At 73.4% G+C, this 15,993-nt stretch carries 15 protein-coding genes and 1 pseudogene; 8 read left to right on the forward strand and 8 right to left on the reverse strand.

Features of this window, described 5'->3' with window-relative positions; genetic code table 11:
• Positions 1-4: 4 nt before the first annotated feature.
• On the reverse strand, positions 5-403 hold the full coding sequence (locus tag ACIOC0_RS04385) for a nuclear transport factor 2 family protein (protein ID WP_402152281.1): 399 nt from the start codon (positions 401-403) through the stop codon (positions 5-7).
• Between the two features lie 133 nt (positions 404-536).
• Here ACIOC0_RS04385 and ACIOC0_RS04390 point away from each other — a divergent pair, with 133 nt between their 5' ends.
• The gene (locus ACIOC0_RS04390; RefSeq protein ID WP_402152284.1) at positions 537-1,289 is read left to right on the forward strand and encodes a class I SAM-dependent methyltransferase; all 753 of its coding nucleotides are present in this window, start codon (positions 537-539) and stop codon (positions 1,287-1,289) included.
• 72 nt (positions 1,290-1,361) lie between these two features.
• A pseudogene (locus ACIOC0_RS04395) lies at positions 1,362-2,103 on the forward strand (class I SAM-dependent DNA methyltransferase).
• Positions 2,104-2,153: 50 nt separating this feature from the next.
• On the opposite strand, the gene ACIOC0_RS04400 reads toward ACIOC0_RS04395, so the two are convergent.
• From ACIOC0_RS04400 to ACIOC0_RS04420, 5 genes are all read right to left on the reverse strand, one after another.
• Positions 2,154-3,320 (reverse strand): serine hydrolase domain-containing protein, encoded by a 1,167-nt coding sequence (locus tag ACIOC0_RS04400; protein ID WP_402152287.1) that lies wholly within the window; start codon positions 3,318-3,320, stop codon positions 2,154-2,156.
• Positions 3,321-3,431: 111 nt separating this feature from the next.
• Complete coding sequence (locus tag ACIOC0_RS04405; protein WP_351089369.1) at positions 3,432-4,400, reverse strand: acetylxylan esterase; 969 nt, start codon at positions 4,398-4,400, stop codon at positions 3,432-3,434.
• Between the two features lie 100 nt (positions 4,401-4,500).
• The gene (locus ACIOC0_RS04410) at positions 4,501-5,082 is read right to left on the reverse strand and encodes a hypothetical protein (RefSeq protein WP_402152291.1); all 582 of its coding nucleotides are present in this window, start codon (positions 5,080-5,082) and stop codon (positions 4,501-4,503) included.
• A gap of 111 nt (positions 5,083-5,193) precedes the next feature.
• Entirely contained in the window at positions 5,194-5,958 is a 765-nt protein-coding gene (locus ACIOC0_RS04415; protein WP_402152294.1) for a ferredoxin reductase, read from the reverse strand.
• A complete protein-coding gene (locus ACIOC0_RS04420; protein WP_402152297.1) occupies positions 5,951-6,556 on the reverse strand; it encodes a sulfite oxidase-like oxidoreductase in 606 nt (201 codons plus the stop codon). The genes ACIOC0_RS04415 and ACIOC0_RS04420 overlap by 8 nt, the downstream gene beginning before the upstream one ends.
• A gap of 709 nt (positions 6,557-7,265) precedes the next feature.
• Here ACIOC0_RS04420 and ACIOC0_RS04425 point away from each other — a divergent pair.
• Positions 7,266-7,967 carry a GNAT family N-acetyltransferase gene (locus ACIOC0_RS04425; protein ID WP_402152300.1) on the forward strand — a complete coding sequence of 234 codons (702 nt, stop codon included), beginning with the start codon at positions 7,266-7,268 and terminating at the stop codon, positions 7,965-7,967.
• A gap of 14 nt (positions 7,968-7,981) precedes the next feature.
• Here ACIOC0_RS04425 and ACIOC0_RS04430 read toward each other — a convergent pair whose 3' ends face one another.
• Positions 7,982-8,479, reverse strand: coding sequence for a MarR family winged helix-turn-helix transcriptional regulator (locus ACIOC0_RS04430; protein WP_402152303.1), 498 nt, complete (start codon positions 8,477-8,479; stop codon positions 7,982-7,984).
• Positions 8,480-8,703: 224 nt separating this feature from the next.
• Between ACIOC0_RS04430 and ACIOC0_RS04435 the strand changes: the two genes are divergently transcribed.
• Positions 8,704-9,549 (forward strand): putative protein N(5)-glutamine methyltransferase, encoded by an 846-nt coding sequence (locus ACIOC0_RS04435; RefSeq protein WP_402152306.1) that lies wholly within the window; start codon positions 8,704-8,706, stop codon positions 9,547-9,549.
• Positions 9,550-9,556: 7 nt separating this feature from the next.
• On the opposite strand, the gene ACIOC0_RS04440 is transcribed toward ACIOC0_RS04435, so the two are convergent.
• Positions 9,557-11,641 carry a SpoIIE family protein phosphatase gene (locus ACIOC0_RS04440; protein WP_402152309.1) on the reverse strand — a complete coding sequence of 695 codons (2,085 nt, stop codon included), beginning with the start codon at positions 11,639-11,641 and terminating at the stop codon, positions 9,557-9,559.
• 262 nt (positions 11,642-11,903) lie between these two features.
• On the opposite strand from ACIOC0_RS04440, the gene ACIOC0_RS04445 reads away from it, so the two are divergent.
• The 4 genes from ACIOC0_RS04445 (at position 11,904) to ACIOC0_RS04460 (ending at position 15,985) form a co-directional block, all read left to right on the forward strand.
• Positions 11,904-12,782, forward strand: coding sequence for a hypothetical protein (locus ACIOC0_RS04445; protein ID WP_402152312.1), 879 nt, complete (start codon positions 11,904-11,906; stop codon positions 12,780-12,782).
• A 135-nt stretch (positions 12,783-12,917) separates the two neighbouring features.
• Entirely contained in the window at positions 12,918-13,286 is a 369-nt protein-coding gene (locus ACIOC0_RS04450; protein WP_402152315.1) for a hypothetical protein, read from the forward strand.
• A gap of 95 nt (positions 13,287-13,381) precedes the next feature.
• Positions 13,382-15,397, forward strand: a complete 2,016-nt coding sequence (locus ACIOC0_RS04455; protein WP_402152318.1) for an FAD-dependent oxidoreductase — start codon at positions 13,382-13,384, stop codon at positions 15,395-15,397.
• 30 nt (positions 15,398-15,427) lie between these two features.
• Positions 15,428-15,985, forward strand: a complete 558-nt coding sequence (locus tag ACIOC0_RS04460) for a PadR family transcriptional regulator (RefSeq protein ID WP_402152321.1) — start codon at positions 15,428-15,430, stop codon at positions 15,983-15,985.
• Positions 15,986-15,993: the final 8 nt, after the last annotated feature.

Consider the following 15,993-nt stretch of genomic DNA (forward strand, 5'->3'; position numbering starts at 1 on the left):
ACGCTCACACCGCCCGCGCCTCCGCCTCCTTGACGATGCCGTCGAACCGCGCGCCCATGGCCGCCGCCAGCGCCTGCGCGCCCGACAACGGCCGTACCATCACGGTCAGTTCGTCGATCAGGCCGTCCTCGCCGACATGGATGAAGTCGCAGCCGCTCAACTCCCGGCCGCCGACGCGGGCCGTGAACACCAGCGCGCTGTCCCGGCCGTCCGGCCCGGCGAGCTCCTTCTCGTACCGGAAGTCCTCGAAGACCTGCGACACCGCCCGCAGGATCGCCGCGGTGATCGCCTTGCCCGGGTACGGCTTGAAGACGACCGGGCTGGTGAACACCACGTCATCGGCCAGCAGGTCCGCCACGGCGTCGATGTCGCCGGCCTCGACCGCCTCACGGAAGGCACGCATCCCGATCACCTCATAGTCAACTAGTTGATTAGACACTGAGGAGAGTAATCAGTCACCCGCGACCGGACAAGCAGCCGGCCCCTGTGCTTCGCGGCCGGCCGGGCCGCCGGCCCGCCCGGGTAGGCTGGCGACGATGTTCAGCCCCGAAGGCCCCACGCTGCGCGAGCTCGCCGTCCAGGCCCTGTCGTCCGTCGAGCGCGGCTACGACCTGCTCGCGCCGAAGTTCGACCACACGCCGTTCCGCACCCCCGACTCCGTTCTGGACGCGGTGAGTTCGGCACTGCGCCGGACCGGCCCCTACGACGACGGCCTGGACCTGTGCTGCGGCACGGGCGCCGGCGTCGACGTCCTCGCCGCGCTGTGCCGGCGCAGCGTCACCGGCGTCGACTTCAGCGCGGGCATGCTCGATGTGGCCCGCGAGCGCACGAAGGCGGACCCTGCGACACCGCCCCGGGTGTCCTGGGTGCGCGCGGACGCGCGGGCCCTGCCGTTCACCGCCGCCCGCTTCGACCTCGTCGTCAGCTTCGGCGCGTTCGGGCACTTCCTGCCGCGCGAACTGCCCGGCCTCTTCGCCCAGGTGCACGCCGCCCTGCGGCCCGGCGGACGTTTCGCCTTCCCCGTCGTCGCCCCGCCCCGCGCGACCTCCCGCGCCTACTGGATGCTCATCGGCTTCGACGCCGTGATGCGGGCGCGCAACGCCGTGTGGCGGCCGCCGTTCGTCATGTACTACCGGGCGTTCCGGCTCGGCGAGGTATGCCGTGAACTGGAGCGCGCGGGATTCGACGTGAGCCTGCGCGCCCTCCCCGAATTCGGCGCGAGGAGCGACGGAAGTCCGCGCGTGCGGCTGGTCGAGGCACGCAGAACGGGGCCCGCCGAGAACTCCTGACCGTGCGCCGCATCGCGGTACGCGCCCAAAACGCGTGGACAACTCTCCGCCCCGCCCGGCAGAGTGACGCCGATGACGAGCAGTGAGCTGTGGACGCGAGCGACCGCCGACCGCTACGACGCCGAGGAGACGGAGATGACCTCGGCCGCCGTCCTGGGGCCGACCGTCGCCTTCCTCGCCGAACTCGCCGGAGACGGCCCGGCACTCGAGTTCGCCGTCGGCACCGGCCGAGTGGGAGTCCCGCTCCGCGAGAGCGGCGTGCCCGTCGTGGGCATCGAATTGTCGAAGGACATGGCCGCGGTCCTGCGGCGCAAGATCGGCGAGGACATGCTCCCGGTGACCATCGGGGACATGGCCACGACCGTCGTCCCCGGCGAGTTCACTCTCGTCTATCTCGTCTACAACACGATCACGAACCTGCTCACCCAGGACGAGCAGGTCGAGTGCTTCCGCAACGCCGCCCGCCATCTTGCCCCCGGCGGCCGGTTCGTCATCGAACTGGGCGTGCCTCCACTGCGGTTGCTGCCCCCCCGGGCAGATCGCGGTCCCCTTCGACGTCTCCGAGCGGCACCTCGGCTTCGACACCTTCGACCTGGTCGAGCAGATCCTCGTCTCGAACCACTTCACCCGCGACGGCGAGGACGGCCGTTACCGGCGCGGCAACTCCCGCCACCGGTTCGCGTGGCCGGCGGAGCTCGACCTGATGGCGCGGATCGCGGGGCTGGAGCTGGAACGGCGCGTCGCCGACTGGGACGGATCGCCGTTCACCCAGGACTCCCCGAAGCACATCTCCGTGTGGCGCAAGCCGGCCTGAGCCCGCCCGGTCTTCCCCGGCGAGCCCCGGCGCACCACCGCGCTCCCGTGTCACAGGGCGCTGTACACCGCCCGCACCAGCGCCATCTTCCGGGGATCGTCCGCGATGTGGGGTCCCATGCGGTTCATGACATAGCCCAGGGAGACTCCCGTCTCCGGGTCTGCGAGGCCGCAGGAGCCGCCGAAGCCGTCGTGCCCGACGGCCCGAGGATTGGGCCCGTACGAGCCGTTCGGCCCGCTCAGCCACAGCCCGAGCCCGATCTCCGTGTCGTGTGCGAAACCCGCCCCCAGCACCAGGTCCCGGCAGGCCCCCTGCCCCTCACGGACCCGCTCGGCCGCCTCCGGCGACAGCACCCGCCGGCCGGCGAGCGCACCCCGGCCGGCGATCACGCCGTACAGCGCGGCGACAGCCCGCGCCGTGCCGTGGCCGTTCGCCGCCGGTATCTCGGCGGCCCGCCAGCCAGGCGAGTTCGCCTCGTCGGCGCCCGCCAGGGGGTTGGTGAGGGCGGCGAGCGCGGCGGGCGTCAACTGGCTGAAGACCGCCGCCTGTTCGCTGCTCGTGGCGGCGCGCGGGTGCACCGTCTCGGCCGCGCGGCCGGCCTCCTTCTCCGGCAGCCCGATCGTGAAGTCGACACCGAGCGGTCCGGTCACCTCCCGCTCCAGGAACGCGCCCGGCAGCAGACCCGACACCCGCCGCACGACCTCCCCGACCAGGAAGCCGTAGGTGAGGGCGTGGTAGCCGGACCGGGTGCCCGGCTCCCACCAGGGTTCGGTGGCCGCCAGCCGGGCGACGGTCAGCTCCCAGTCGTACAGCTCGTCGAGGGAGTGCGGTTCCCGCAGGCCCGCCAGTCCCGCGCGGTGGGACAGCAGATGCCGCACCAGGACCCGCTCCTTGCCCGCCGCGGCGAACTCGGGCCAGTACGCAGCCACCGGCGCGTCGAGGTCGAGCAGCCCGCGGTCGACGAGGATGTGCGCGCACAGCGCCGTCGGCCCCTTCGACGTGGACCACACGTTGACCAGCGTGTCCCGCTCCCACGCGCGGGTGCGCGCCGCGTCCGCCCAGCCGCCCCAGAGGTCCACCACCGGCGTGCCGTCCACGAGGACGCGCACCGCCGCGCCCAGTTCGTCGCGTTCCCGGAAGTTCTCCTCGAACGCGGCGCGCACCGCCGCGAACCGCTCGTCGCAGTGGCCGTGGACCTGTGGCACGTGCTCGGACATGGACCCTCCGTGATCCGCCGGAACCCCGGACCGCCACAGCGCGGCCCGGGCGCCCCGAACATACCGACTGGTCGGACAGGAGGGAAGGTCCGGTCCCGGCGCCTCCGGCCGTCAGGCGTACGACCGCAGCCAGCGCAGCTTGGCCGCCTCCTGGTAGGGGCCGCCGCCCTCGTGGTCGTTGAAGTCGTACACCTCGATCGCCTTGTCCTCGTGCGCCCACGCGTTGAACGCGGCGAACACCGTCGACGGCGGGCACGTCTGGTCCTCCAGCGCCGCCGAGAAGAGGGCGGGCGCCGACGCGCGGGCGGCGAAGTGGACGCCGTCGAAGTACGACAGCGTCCGCAGCACGTCCTGCGTGCGGCCCCGGTGCGTCTTGAGGAACAGGCCGATCTCACGGTATGGGTGACGGTCCGTCAATGTCGCCGCACGCGGGAAGTCGCACAGGAAGGGCACGTCCGGCGCGACCGCCGCCAGGTCCGGCACCAGACCGCCCACAGCGATCGAGATACCGCCGCCCTGGCTCCCGCCCAGCACCGTCGTGCGCGCCGCGTCGCTCAGCGGGTGCGAGCGCGCCGCCTCCACGGCCCGCACCGCGTCGGTGAACACCCGGCGGTAGTAGTAGTGCTCCGGCGCGTCGACGCCCCGGGTCATGAACCCCGGGAACGCCGGTCCGCCGCCGACCGGGTCGGCCGTGCCGCCCCCGCCGCCCCACGCGCTGCCCTGACCGCGGGTGTCCATGACGAAGTGCGCCCGGCCCGACGACGCCCACAGCAGGTGCTGGTGCGCCAGCCCGCGTCCGCCGCCGTACCCGACGAACTCCACGACCAGCGGCAGCGGTTCGGATGCGCCGGCCGGCAGCGTCAGCCAGCCCTTCACCGGGTGACCGCCGAACCCGGCGAAGGTCACGTCGTACACCGAGACCGTGGCCAGCCCCGTGTCGACCGGCTCGAAACGGGCGTCCAGGTCGTGCTCGCGGGCCTCCTGAAGGGTCTTCGACCAGAAGGCGTCGAAGTCCTCCGGCTCGGCGGACGCGCTGCGGTACTCGTGCAGCTCCTCCAGGGACAGGTCGAACAGGGGCATGAACAACCGCCTTTTTGTCAAGTGCCCGAACGAACGATCACACCGTATGTGCGGTCGGGACCTCCGCACCAGACCGTGATCCGCCAGGGACTCTCCGTCCTCATGCCCGGCGTCCGCTCCACTCGGGGCCGGTGCGCGCCCACTCCCTGCCCCACTCGTCCAGCCGGCGGCGCCGCGTCACCCGCCGGAACACCGCGTGCCCGAGCAGCACCGCGGCGGCCGCGCCGCCCGCCGTGCCCACACCCCACGTGAGGGTGTGCTGCCACACCGCCGCGCCGTCCGGGGGCGCGGGCACGGCGCGTCCCCGCGCGTCGAACCACACGCCGACCGTGTCGCCGAGCTCCGTGCCGGACGGCACCCGTGCCGGGGCCGTGCGGGCCACCCCGCCGGGCTCCGTCCAGCGCACGGTCACCCGGTACGCCTCCTCCCGCACGCCCTCCGCGGTGGGCAGCGTCTCCGGCGGGCGGCTCTCCACCTCCGCCCGCACCAGGCGCCGTTCGGCCCGCTGCTCGGCCGCGCCGGCCCGCGCCTCGTCGTACGCCCACCGGCCGACGAGCGCCCCGGCCAGGGGCGCGGCGATCAGCAGCAGGACGGCCACGACCAGCACCGTCCAGGCCTCCACGACGTCGGAGCGGCGCCGCAGCGGGTTCTCCCGCCAGCGCCAGCACAGGCTGGTTCGCATGCGACCTCCTCGCCGTCACACGGACGAGTCACCACAAACAGGAGATACCCGTTCGGGTGAAGATCGCTCACCGGGACGTTTCCCGGAACGCCCCGGGCCGTTCCGGCCCGCTCAGCCGAAGCGTTCGATGCGGATCCGCTCCACCGGTTGTCCCGCCGCGACCAGCAGTCGCGACGCGTGCTCGGCGAACCCGTTCGAGCCGCACACGTACGCCTCCCAGCCGCCCGCCGGCGCCTCGGCGACCAGCCGCGCCAGGTGGCCGGCCGCGAGCCGCCCCACGGCCGTGCCCTCGGGCGCGCTCCGGGTGAACACGGGCGTGGTCTCCGCGCCGTACTCGTCCGCGTAGATCAGCTCCCCGGGGCTGCGGGCCGACACCAGCAGGCGCAGCGGCACGGACAGCCCCCGGGCCCGGCGGTGGCGCAGCATCGACATCAGCGGGACGACCCCGGAGCCCGCGCCGATCAGCAGCGCGGGCCGGTCGCCGGGCCAGGCGAAGAAGCCGCTGAGCGGCCCGCGCACCTCGACCTCGTCGCCGGGCTCGGCGACGGTGTGGAACCAGCCGGAGACCTCGCCGCCGGCCACGTGGTCCAGGGTCAGCTCGATGTGCCCCGAGTCGTCGGGGGCGGAGGCGATCGAGTAGTGCCGCTGGGCGGTGTAACCGTCGCCGGCGGTGAGCCGCAGCGCCAGGTGCTGTCCCGGCAGGTGCCCGGACCAGGCGGGCACCGCGAAGCGGAACGTCGACGCGTTCGGCGTCTCGCGGCGGATGCCGGTGAGCGTGGCCGTCTGCCACACCGACGCCGCCGGGTCGCTCACGGGGATGCGGCCGGGTACGGCGAACCTGGTCGGGGGAGTGAACGCGGGAAGGGTCTCAGTCACCGGAGTACCTCTGCTCCTCCCAGGGGTTGCCACGCTCGTGGTAGCCGTTCCGCTCCCAGAAGCCCGCCTCGTCGTGGTCGAGCAGCCGCAGGCCGGCGATCCACTTGGCGCTCTTCCAGAAGTACAGGTGCGGCACGAGCAGCCGCGCCGGGCCGCCGTGCTCCGGGGCGAGCGGCTCGCCGTCGTAGGTGAAGGCGATCCACGCCCGGCCGTCGGTCAGGTCCGCGAGCGGCAGGCCGGCGGTGTACCCGGTGTGCGAGTAGGCGACGGCGTGGGTGGCGTTGGCCCGCGGCCGGACGGCGTCCAGGAAGGCGTCGAGCGACACGCCGCCGAACGTCACCCCGAACTTCGACCAGCCGGTCACGCAGTGGATGTCGCCCCTGTACGCGGAGGCGGGCAGTTCGTGTGCCTGCCGCCAGTTCCAGGCGCGGGGCGCGTCCACCAGCCCGTCGATCGTGAGGCTCCAGTCGGCGGGCGCGAGGTCGGGGGTGACCTCGGCGGACAGCACGGGCCAGTCGTCGCCCGCGTCGTACTGGCCGGGCGGCAGCCCCGGGTTGTGGACGCGCGGGCGTCCGGTGAAGCCTCGGGTGACGTTCATGTGGGTCCAGCGTGAGGATGGCGGGCGGTTGCACCGCCCACGGTACGTGCCCGCCGGCGGGGCGCTCCCGCCCGGGGGCGTCCGCGATCGTCAAGCGCGTATGAACACTGGCGGCCGGTGGGAATAGCCGTCCGCCGATCTCCCTTGCACGTGTCGATCCGGACCCAGCGGTGGCCACCGGTCCGGCGGCACGAGGGAGAGTGGGGAGCACATGGCGGAGGCGAACGTCTTCACACACGACGGCGACCGAAAGCCCGACCCGACGGAACCGGAACCCGACTCCCCGCCGGTGCCAGGCGACCCGGCTGAGGCTTCGCTCGCGGGGAGGCGTGTGGCGGGCGACCCGGCTTCGGTCTCGCTCACGGGGCGGCACGTCTCGGGTGACTCGGCTGCGGCTTCGCCCATCGGGCGGGGTGTGTCAGGTGACTCGGCTGCGGCTTCGCCGCCGGGGCGGCAGGTGTCGGGTGACCCGGCTTCGGCTTCGCCTTCGGGGCGGCCTGCGGCTGGTGATCCGGCTGCGGCTTCGCCCATCGGGCGGCAGGTGTCGGGTGACCCGGCTTCGGCTTCGCCTTCGGGGCGGCCTGCGGCTGGTGATACGGCTGCGGCTGGGCCCGCCGACCGGCACGTGTCCGGTGACCCGGCTTCGGCCTCGACCACCAGGCGGCCCGTCTCCGGCACCCCGGCTCCTGCCTCGCCCACCGGGCGGCACGTGCTCGACAACCCCGCTCTCGCCTCCCTCACCGGGCCGCACGCCCGGTTCGCCGAGCGGCGGGGGCGGGTCCTGCGCTACCCCGTGGACGTGTCGCCCTGGCTGGCGCTGCCCGACGAGCCGGACGCCGACGACTGGGCGGACCTCGCTGCGCTCGCCGGTCCCGGCACGGAAGTGCCGCTGCCCGGCTTCAGGGGTGAGGTCCCCGCGGGCTGGGAGGTGACGATGCGCGTCGAGGGCGTGCAGTTCGTCGACGACGGCCTGGCCGCCGCCCCGGAGCCGGAGGCGGTCCGCCTCGGCCCCGCCGACGTACCCGAGATGCTCGACCTGGTGGCCCGCACCCAGCCCGGCCCGTTCGAGCGCCGCACCGTCGAACTCGGGGAGTACCTCGGCATCCGCCGCGACGGCGTCCTCGTCGCCATGGCAGGCGAGCGGCTCCACCCGCCGGGCTGGACCGAGATCAGCGCCGTCTGCACCGACCCCGCCGTCCGCGGCGAGGGCCTCGCCACCCGGCTGATCCTCGCCGTCTCCCACGGCATCCGGGAGCGCGGCGAGACGCCCTTCCTCCACACCGCCGCCGCCAACGTCAACGCGATCCGCCTCTACGAGTCCCTCGGCTTCCGCCTCCGCCGCAGGACCGCGTTCCTGGCGGCGCGGGTGCCGGCGGGGACGCCCCAGCGGGAGACGGCGCCGGTCGCGTGACGCGCGGCGCGCGCTCAGCCGGACGGCGAAGGAGGTTCCGTCACCGTCGAGTTGTAGCGGACGAGGTACTCCGCGAACCGTTCCAGATCCTCCGCGGACCACGGCGCGAGCCGTTCCCGGAAGGCGACGCGGCGGCTCTCGGTGACCTGCGCGAGGATGCGGCGGCCGGCGTCGGTGAGCTGGAGCAACTGGACGCGGTGATCGCCCGGGGCCTGGCGACGCTCGATCAGGGCGGCCCGCTCCAGCGCCGCGACCTGGCGGCTGACGGTGGACTTGTCCAGCGCGTAGTGCGCGGCCAGATCGGTGGCGCGGCAGCCGCCGCCCTCCCCGTACGCCTCCTCCTGCTCCTCCAGATGCCCGAGCAGGGTGTACGACACCAGCGACAGTTCGGGGTGCAACCGGCCCGCCGCCGCGCGGGCGCGCCGCGCGAAGGCCGTCATCTCGCGCTGAATGGTCTCCACGGCCTGAGCCGCTGCCGGGCCGGCGTCGCCCGAATCCTCCCTCGCACTCATAGGTGTAGCGTACAACTGCAAATCGTCTCCGGTTCGGCCCGCCCCTGCGGAGGTTCGGGTAGGGTGACCGTCGGCCGAGGACCTTCCCGGCCGTGAACGACCGAGGAGGTGAGACCCATTACCGCTGTGTCAGGTCGGGTGCTCTCACCTCGGAACGGCGCGGACCGCCGCCGGTAGGCGACCGCGAGAGCGCCCTTCGGCTCCCCGAAAGGCTCTCGGCTCTCATGCCCCCACTTCCCCCCTCGTCGCCCCTAGCCCGGTCCAGGGCTCTCTTCCCGCCCTCCTCCCGTGACGCCGTCGTCCTCGCGCTGCGCGCCGCCGGGTGCGTCTTCGCCGAGGACGAGGCCGAGTTGATCCTCGACGCCGCCCGCACCCCGGACGAGCTCACCGCCATGGTGGAGCGCCGGGCGGCAGGCCGTCCCCTCGAAGTCGTCGTCGGCTGGGCGGAGTTCCACGGTCGGCGCGTCCTCGTCGAGCCGGGCGTCTTCGTGCCCCGCCGCCGCACCGAGTTCCTCGTCGACCGGGCCCTCGCCCACGCCCCGCACGCCCGCGTCGTGGTGGACCTGTGCTGCGGCACGGGCGCGGTCGGCGCCGCCCTCGCCGCGCGGATCGGCGGAGTCGAGCTGCACGCCGCCGACATCGAACCGGCGGCCGTCGGGTGCGCCCGCCGCAACCTGGCGGCTCACGGCGGACACGTCCACCAGGGCGACCTGTTCGGGGCGCTGCCGGGCCGGCTCCGCGGCCGCGTCGACATCCTGGCCGCCAACGTGCCGTACGTCCCCACCGATGAAGTGCCCCTGCTGCCCGCGGAGGCACGCGAGCACGAGCCGCTCACCGCCCTCGACGGCGGCGCCGACGGACTCGACGTGCTGCGCCGGGTCGCCGCCGAGGCCGGGGACTGGCTCGCGCCGGGCGGCTGCCTCCTCGTCGAGACCAGTGAACGCCAAGCCCCCGCGGCCATCGAGGCGTTCACCCGGTGCGGCCTGACGGCCCGGCTGGCCCTGGACGAGGAGCTGTACGCCCACGTGGTGATCGGAAGCAACCACACCCTTGCAAACGTCGGCACTTGACGGCGGGTCACTCGAGGGCGCGTGCCACCAGCAGGGCCACGTCGTCGTGGTTGTCCGGGTGGTGGAGCGCGCTCAGGAGATGGTCGCAGAGCTCCTCCAGCGGGCGCTCCGGACCGTCGAGGAGGGCGAGCAGCGCGTCCAGGCGCTCGTCGAGCGAGTGCCGGCGCGTCTCGACCAACCCGTCGGTGTAGAAGACGAGTTGGTCGCCGGGTGCGAAGTCGACGTCGGTGGTGGAGAACTCCACCCCGCCCACGCCCAGGGGCGCCCCGGTGGGCAGGTCGAGCAACTCCGGTGCGTGGCCGGGGCGTACGCGGGCGGGCGGCAGGTGCCCGGCGTTGGCGATCCGGCACCGCCCGAGCCCGGGATCGTGGACGGCGTAGACACAGGTCGCGATCGAGTGGTCCAGTCCCGAGGTGATGCGGTCGAGGTGCTCCAGCAGCACCGACGGCTCGAGGTCGAGGGAGGCCAGCGTGGTCGTCGCCGTACGCAACCGGCCCATGGTGGCGGCGGCGTCGATGCCGCTGCCCATCACGTCGCCGACGACGAGCGCGGTCTTGCCGCCCTCCAGCGGGATGACGTCGAACCAGTCGCCGCCCACCTCGGTGGTGGCCCCGGCCGGCTGGTAGCGGGAGGCGACCTCCAGACCGCCGGTCACCGGCGGGTGGCTGGGCAGCAGGCTGCGCTGCAGGGTGAGCGCGGTGGTGCGGGCGTTCTGGTACCAGCGGGCGTTGTCGATCTGCACGGCCGCGCGGGCGGCCAGCTCTCGCGCGAGCAGGAGGTCGTCCTGGCCGAACGGCAGCGGGTTGCGGGTCCGTTTGAGGTCGAGGGCGCCGAGCACCTCGCCGCGTGCGATCAGCGGCACCGCGAGATAGGAGTGGACGCCGGCGCGGGCCAGCAGACCCGCCGCCTCGGGTGAGGGGGCGATGCGCTCCAGGTCCTCGTCCTTGACCTGGGCCACCATCACGGGCCGGCCGGTGCGCACGCACTGCGTGACGAGCCGGTCGGGTGCGTACCGGGCCACCCGGCCGGGCGGGTCGGCTTCGCAGGGCACGTCCGGCGCGTCGGAGGTCCGTACCGCCAGGGCGCGGATCAGGGCCGGTTCGGCCGGCCCGAGGCTGCTGTGCCGGCCCGCGACGACCGCGTCGAGCAGGTCCACGGCGGCGACGTCGGCCAGCTCGGGCACGGCGACCTCGGCCAGTTCGCAGGCGGTCCGCTCCAGGTTCAGAGTGGTGCCGATGCGGGCCGAGGCGTCGGCGATCAGGGCCAGTCTGCGGCGCGCGGTCTCCGCCTCGACGCCGGCCCGGTACTGCTCGGTGACGTCCACGACCGAGAAGGCCGCGCCCAGCACCGTGCCCCGGCTGTCCTCCAGGCGGTACAGCGACACCGACCAGGCGTGGTCGACGCCGGGGTCCGCCGGGGTGCGGCCCACCGTGGAGCGGTCGACGATCGGCACCCCGGTGCGCAGCACCCGGCGCGCCGCCTCCTCCAGACCGTCGGGGTCGAGCAGCGGGAGCACCTCGCGGGCGGTGCGGCCGAGGTGCTGCTCCACGGGGGCGCCGCTGATCCGCGCCAGTGCGGGGTTGACGGTGACGAACCGCAGATCGGTGTCCAGCACGGCGAGCCCGATCGGCGACTGGGTGACCATCCGGGTGGACAGCGCCACGTCCCTCTCCAGCCGGCGCACCGTGGACTGGTCGGCGGCCAGACCGAGGGCGTAGACGTCGCCCTCGTCGTCGACGAGCCGCATGTTGCGGAACTCCACGAGAATCGTCGTGCCGTCCTTGCGCCGGACGGGGAATGCCCCGGCCCAGCTCCGGCCGGTCTCCATCACGTCGGCGAACAGCTTCACCACGAGGTCGACGTGCCGTTCGTGCACCATGACGTGCGCGGCGTAGCGGCCCAGCGCCTCTCGCGCCGGGTAGCCGAACAGCTCCTCGGCCTGCGGGCTCCACAGCACGATGCGGCCGTCGGTGTCGAGGACCACCGACGCCACGTTCAGCACGTCCAGGAGCCCGCTGGGACTCGTGGGGCCGCCGTCGACTCCTGCTGGGCCCGTGGGGCCGCCGCCCCCGGCCGCTTCGGGTGCACTCATGCCGCGCATCTCCTCCGCACGTCCACGTGGCACCTCGTCCCCCGTGCCGAGTCCCCCTTCTCCACCGCGCACAACCGTTTCTCCCACGTCCGGGGCACCGACTTCCATGCTCCTCCAGTACGGCCCTGTCCGCCGCTCTCCTCACCGGCCGCGGCGTTCGTTCCCGGCTTGGTCTGTACATGACCGTCGCCGAAGGCCAGACTGTCCGCCGACTGCGCCCCCGTGGAGCGGACCGCGCACCACGCCCCCGTAGAGGAGTCCCATGCCCCTGCGCCCTGCCCGCAGACGACCGGTCCGCGCCGCCCTGGTCGCGCTGGCCACCGCGGCCGTCACCGCCCTCTCCGCGGCCCCGCCCGCCGCGGCGGCCGACACCTGGACCGAGGTGGGCTCCGACCGCGCCGACCCGCTGACCGAGAGCCAGGGCCTGGCCTCGGTGGAGGTCCCGGCCGACAGCGCCAACCGCTACACCGGCATCGGCACCATCCCGATCGGCGTGAGCATGCGCGGCTGGAACCACGTCGGCGACCCCGACGCCTCCTACGACGGCTACTACGTCGAGCCCTACCAGCGCGACTCGGGCGGCGCGAAGATGTTCCGCGTGCAGGCGCCCGGCGGCGCCTGGTCGGAGTACGTCCACGCGCTCAGCCCCGGCGAGGCCTCCAACAACTCCTGGGTGGCCGTCACGCCCGGCGGCCAGTGGATGTTGGCGGGGGAGTGGGGCACCATGACCCGGCTGCTCGTCTTCCCCACCCCCGGCGTCAATCCCGGCACCTCGCCCTCGGCGAACCTCCCGCAGGCCGCCACCGTCCGCCTCGACCGCCCGGTGCGCGACGTCCAGGGCTGCGACTTCACCGGGCCGACCACCCTGCTGTGCTCCTCCGACGACCCGGCCGGCACCCTCTTCGGCATCACCAAGCCCCTGCTCCAGATCGACCTGTCGGCCCCGCCGAACGGCGCCTCGGACGTGACCGGCCGGGTCGCCGCTCTGCGTCAGCTGCCCCTGCGCAGCGGCTGCTCGGGCACGTTCGAGACGGAGGGCGTCGACTACGACCGCCGCTCCGGCACCCTGCGGGTCATCGTCGTGTCGCCGGGCTTCTGCGTGCTGACGGACAGCAAGACCTACCGCTTCACCCGGAGCTGAACCGCCAAGGGCCCCGAGGCCCGGGTGCGGGCGGCTGGAGCGCCCGCGGCCGGAAAGTGGTGCTTTTCTTGGGATGTGGCGCGGTTCGCGGGGAACTCGCGCAACCGCGCCACCGTCATGAGAGGAGCGAACACGATGGATCGTGAGCGACCGCACGAGGAGTCCGTCTCCGTCGAGATCAGCGGATGCAGCAAGGAGGACGCCCGGGTCGTGTTCGACGCGCTGTGCGCGTGCTTCGAGTCGGACCGGTGCGCCGAGGACGTGCCGGAACAGATCCACGAGAGTCGCCCGATGGTCTGGCTCGGTACCTTCGAGGTCACCGAAGTGCACGAGTGCGCCAAGCCCGTCCGGCTGTCGTCGTCGGTGGAAGCGGACGCCCAGGGGAGCTACTGGGCGATCGAACGGCTCCGCACGACGCTGGACTCCCTGTTCAGCGTGCGCGACCTCGCCTCGGCCTCCGGCGACCAGGAGCGGGAGCTGCACGTCCTGCTCGAGAGCCGGTGACCATCGGCACACAAGGCCTGTTGTGCAACTAGTTGCATAAACCGTGCGCGGTCGTCTAGAACGGAAGGTGACGACACCGCGCACGGAGGCCTGCCTTGAGCCGATACCCGCACCTGCTGAGCCCGCTGGACCTGGGGTTCACCACACTGCCCAACCGGGTCCTGATGGGCTCCATGCACGTCGGCCTGGAAGAGGCCGAGAACGGCTTCGAACGCATGGCCGCGTTCTACGCCGCCCGGGCCCGCGGGGGAGTGGGCCTCATCGTCACCGGCGGCATCGCCCCCAACGACGAGGGACGCCCCGGCGAGGGTGGCGCCAAGCTCACCACCGACGAGGAGGCCGAGCAGCACCGGACGGTCACCGACGCCGTGCACCGCGAGGGCGGCCGCATCGCGATGCAGATCCTGCACTTCGGCCGCTACGCCTACCACCCGGACCTCGTCGCCCCCAGCCCGCTCCAGGCCCCGATCAGCCCCTTCCAGCCCCGTGAGCTGACCGACGCCGACATCGAGCGCACCATCGACGACTACGCCCGCACCGCCCGCCTCGCCCGGCAGGCCGGCTACGACGGCGTGGAGATCATGGGCTCCGAGGGCTACCTGATCAACGAGTTCATCGCCGCGCAGACCAACCGGCGCACCGACCGCTGGGGCGGCTCGTACGAGAACCGGATGCGATTCCCCGTCGAGATCGTCCGCCGGGTCCGCGAGGCGGTCGGCGAGGACTTCATCGTCGTCTACCGGCTGTCCATGCTGGACCTCGTCCCCGGCGGGTCCACCCTGGAGGAGGTCGTCACCCTCGCCAAGGCCGTCGAGGCCGCCGGCGCGACGATCATCAACACCGGCATCGGCTGGCACGAGGCCCGCATCCCCACCATCGCCACCTCCGTGCCCCGCGGCGCCTACACCTGGGTGACCAAGCGGCTCATGGGCGAGGTGACGGTCCCCCTCGTCACCACCAACCGCATCAACACCCCCGAACTCGCCGAGCAGTTGCTCGCCGAGGGCTGCGCGGACATGGTGTCGATGGCCCGCCCGATGCTCGCCGACCCCGACTTCGTCAACAAGGCCGCCGCCGGCACGCCCGAGGCCATCAACACCTGCATCGGCTGCAACCAGGCGTGCCTGGACCACACGTTCAGCGGCCGGATCACCTCCTGCCTGGTCAACCCGCGCGCCTGCCACGAGACGGAGCTGACCCTCGCCCCGACCCGCCTGCGCAAGCGTGTCGCGGTCGTGGGCGCGGGGCCGGCCGGCCTGGCGTGCGCGGTCTCCGCGGCCGAACGCGGCCACCAGGTCACGCTGTTCGACGCCGCGAGCGAGATCGGCGGCCAGCTCAACGTCGCCCGGAAGGTCCCCGGCAAGCAGGAGTTCGACGAGACCCTGCGCTACTTCCGCCACCAGCTCGACGCCCACGGGGTCGACGTACGCTTGAACACCCCCGTCGCCGCACGTGACCTGACCGACTATCAGGAAGTCGTCGTGGCCACCGGCGTCAGCCCCCGCATCCCCGACATCCCCGGCGTCGACCATCCCAGCGTCGTCGGATACCTGGACGTCCTGCGCGAGGGCGCGCCCGTCGGCGACCGCGTCGCCATCCTCGGCGCCGGCGGCATCGGCTTCGACGTCGCCGAGTTCCTCACCGACGGAGGCGACAAGGCGAGCGAGGACCCGGCGACGTACTTCCGGCACTGGGGCGTCGACACGGACTACGCCGCGCCCGGCGGCCTCGCCGCCCCCGAACGGCCCGCCCCCACACGCACCGTCCACCTCCTCCAGCGCAAGACCGGCAAGGTCGGCGCCGGCCTGGGCAAGACCACCGGCTGGATCCACCGCACCGAACTCAAGCACCGCGGCGTCACCATGGTCCCCGGCGTCCGCTACGACCGCATCGACGACGCCGGGCTCCACATCACCGTCGGCGAGGAGTCCACCGTCCTCGACGTCGACACCATCGTGCTGTGCACCGGCCAGGACCCGCGCCGCGACCTGTACGAGGAGCTGCTCGCCGCGGGCGTGAACGCGCATCTCGTCGGCGGCGCGGACGTGGCCGCGGAACTCGACGCCAAACGCGCGATCAAGCAGGGCACCGAGCTGGCGGCGGCGCTGTAGGCGGCCCGCCGCCTCCCTAGGATGACCTCCATGTCACTCCCGCACGCGATCCTCACCGCCCTGCTCGAGAAGCCGTCGTCGGGGCTGGATCTGACCCGCCGGTTCGACAAGTCGATCGGCTACTTCTGGTCGGCGACGCACCAGCAGATCTACCGTGAGCTGGGGAGACTGGAGTCCGAGGGCCACATCCGCGCCCTCCCGGCGCGGCAGCCGGCCCGCGGGCAGCGCAAGAGCTACGAGGTCCTGCCCGCGGGCCGCGCCGAACTCGCCCGGTGGACCGCCGCCGCGCAGGACCCCAAGCCGCACCGCGACGCCCTGCTGCTGCGCCTGCGCGCCGCCGCCGTCGTCGGAACCGCCGGCCTCGAAGCCGACCTGCGACGCCATCTCGACCTGCACCGGCGGCAGTTGGCCGAGTACGAGGAGATCGAGCAGCGCGACTTCCCGCCCGGACGCGACAGCGCGCAGGCCAGGCTTCAGCACCTGGTCCTGCGCGCGGGCATCGAACTGGAGACCTTCTGGACCCGGTGGCTCGCCCAGGCCGTGGAACAACTCCCGCAGCTGCCGGAGCCGGAGGAGGGCGGAGCGTAGAGCCGCGT

The sequence above is a fragment of the Streptomyces sp. NPDC088254 genome, assembly GCF_044740925.1.
GTDB lineage: Bacteria > Actinomycetota > Actinomycetes > Streptomycetales > Streptomycetaceae > Streptomyces.

Bases quoted from the DNA above. Each gene is read 5' to 3' on its own strand.
- ACIOC0_RS04435 (WP_402152306.1), top strand. From the start codon at position 8,704: ATGCCCCCACTTCCCCCCTCGTCGCCCCTAGCCCGGTCCAGGGCTCTC.
- ACIOC0_RS04410 (WP_402152291.1), bottom strand. From the start codon at position 5,082: ATGCGAACCAGCCTGTGCTGGCGCTGGCGGGAGAACCCGCTGCGGCGC.
- ACIOC0_RS04385 (WP_402152281.1), bottom strand. From the start codon at position 403: ATGCGTGCCTTCCGTGAGGCGGTCGAGGCCGGCGACATCGACGCCGTG.
- ACIOC0_RS04460 (WP_402152321.1), top strand. From the start codon at position 15,428: ATGTCACTCCCGCACGCGATCCTCACCGCCCTGCTCGAGAAGCCGTCG.
- ACIOC0_RS04420 (WP_402152297.1), bottom strand. From the start codon at position 6,556: ATGAACGTCACCCGAGGCTTCACCGGACGCCCGCGCGTCCACAACCCG.
- ACIOC0_RS04445 (WP_402152312.1), top strand. From the start codon at position 11,904: ATGCCCCTGCGCCCTGCCCGCAGACGACCGGTCCGCGCCGCCCTGGTC.
- ACIOC0_RS04450 (WP_402152315.1), top strand. From the start codon at position 12,918: ATGGATCGTGAGCGACCGCACGAGGAGTCCGTCTCCGTCGAGATCAGC.
- ACIOC0_RS04440 (WP_402152309.1), bottom strand. From the start codon at position 11,641: ATGAGTGCACCCGAAGCGGCCGGGGGCGGCGGCCCCACGGGCCCAGCA.
- ACIOC0_RS04405 (WP_351089369.1), bottom strand. From the start codon at position 4,400: ATGCCCCTGTTCGACCTGTCCCTGGAGGAGCTGCACGAGTACCGCAGC.
- ACIOC0_RS04430 (WP_402152303.1), bottom strand. From the start codon at position 8,479: ATGAGTGCGAGGGAGGATTCGGGCGACGCCGGCCCGGCAGCGGCTCAG.
- ACIOC0_RS04400 (WP_402152287.1), bottom strand. From the start codon at position 3,320: ATGTCCGAGCACGTGCCACAGGTCCACGGCCACTGCGACGAGCGGTTC.
- ACIOC0_RS04390 (WP_402152284.1), top strand. From the start codon at position 537: ATGTTCAGCCCCGAAGGCCCCACGCTGCGCGAGCTCGCCGTCCAGGCC.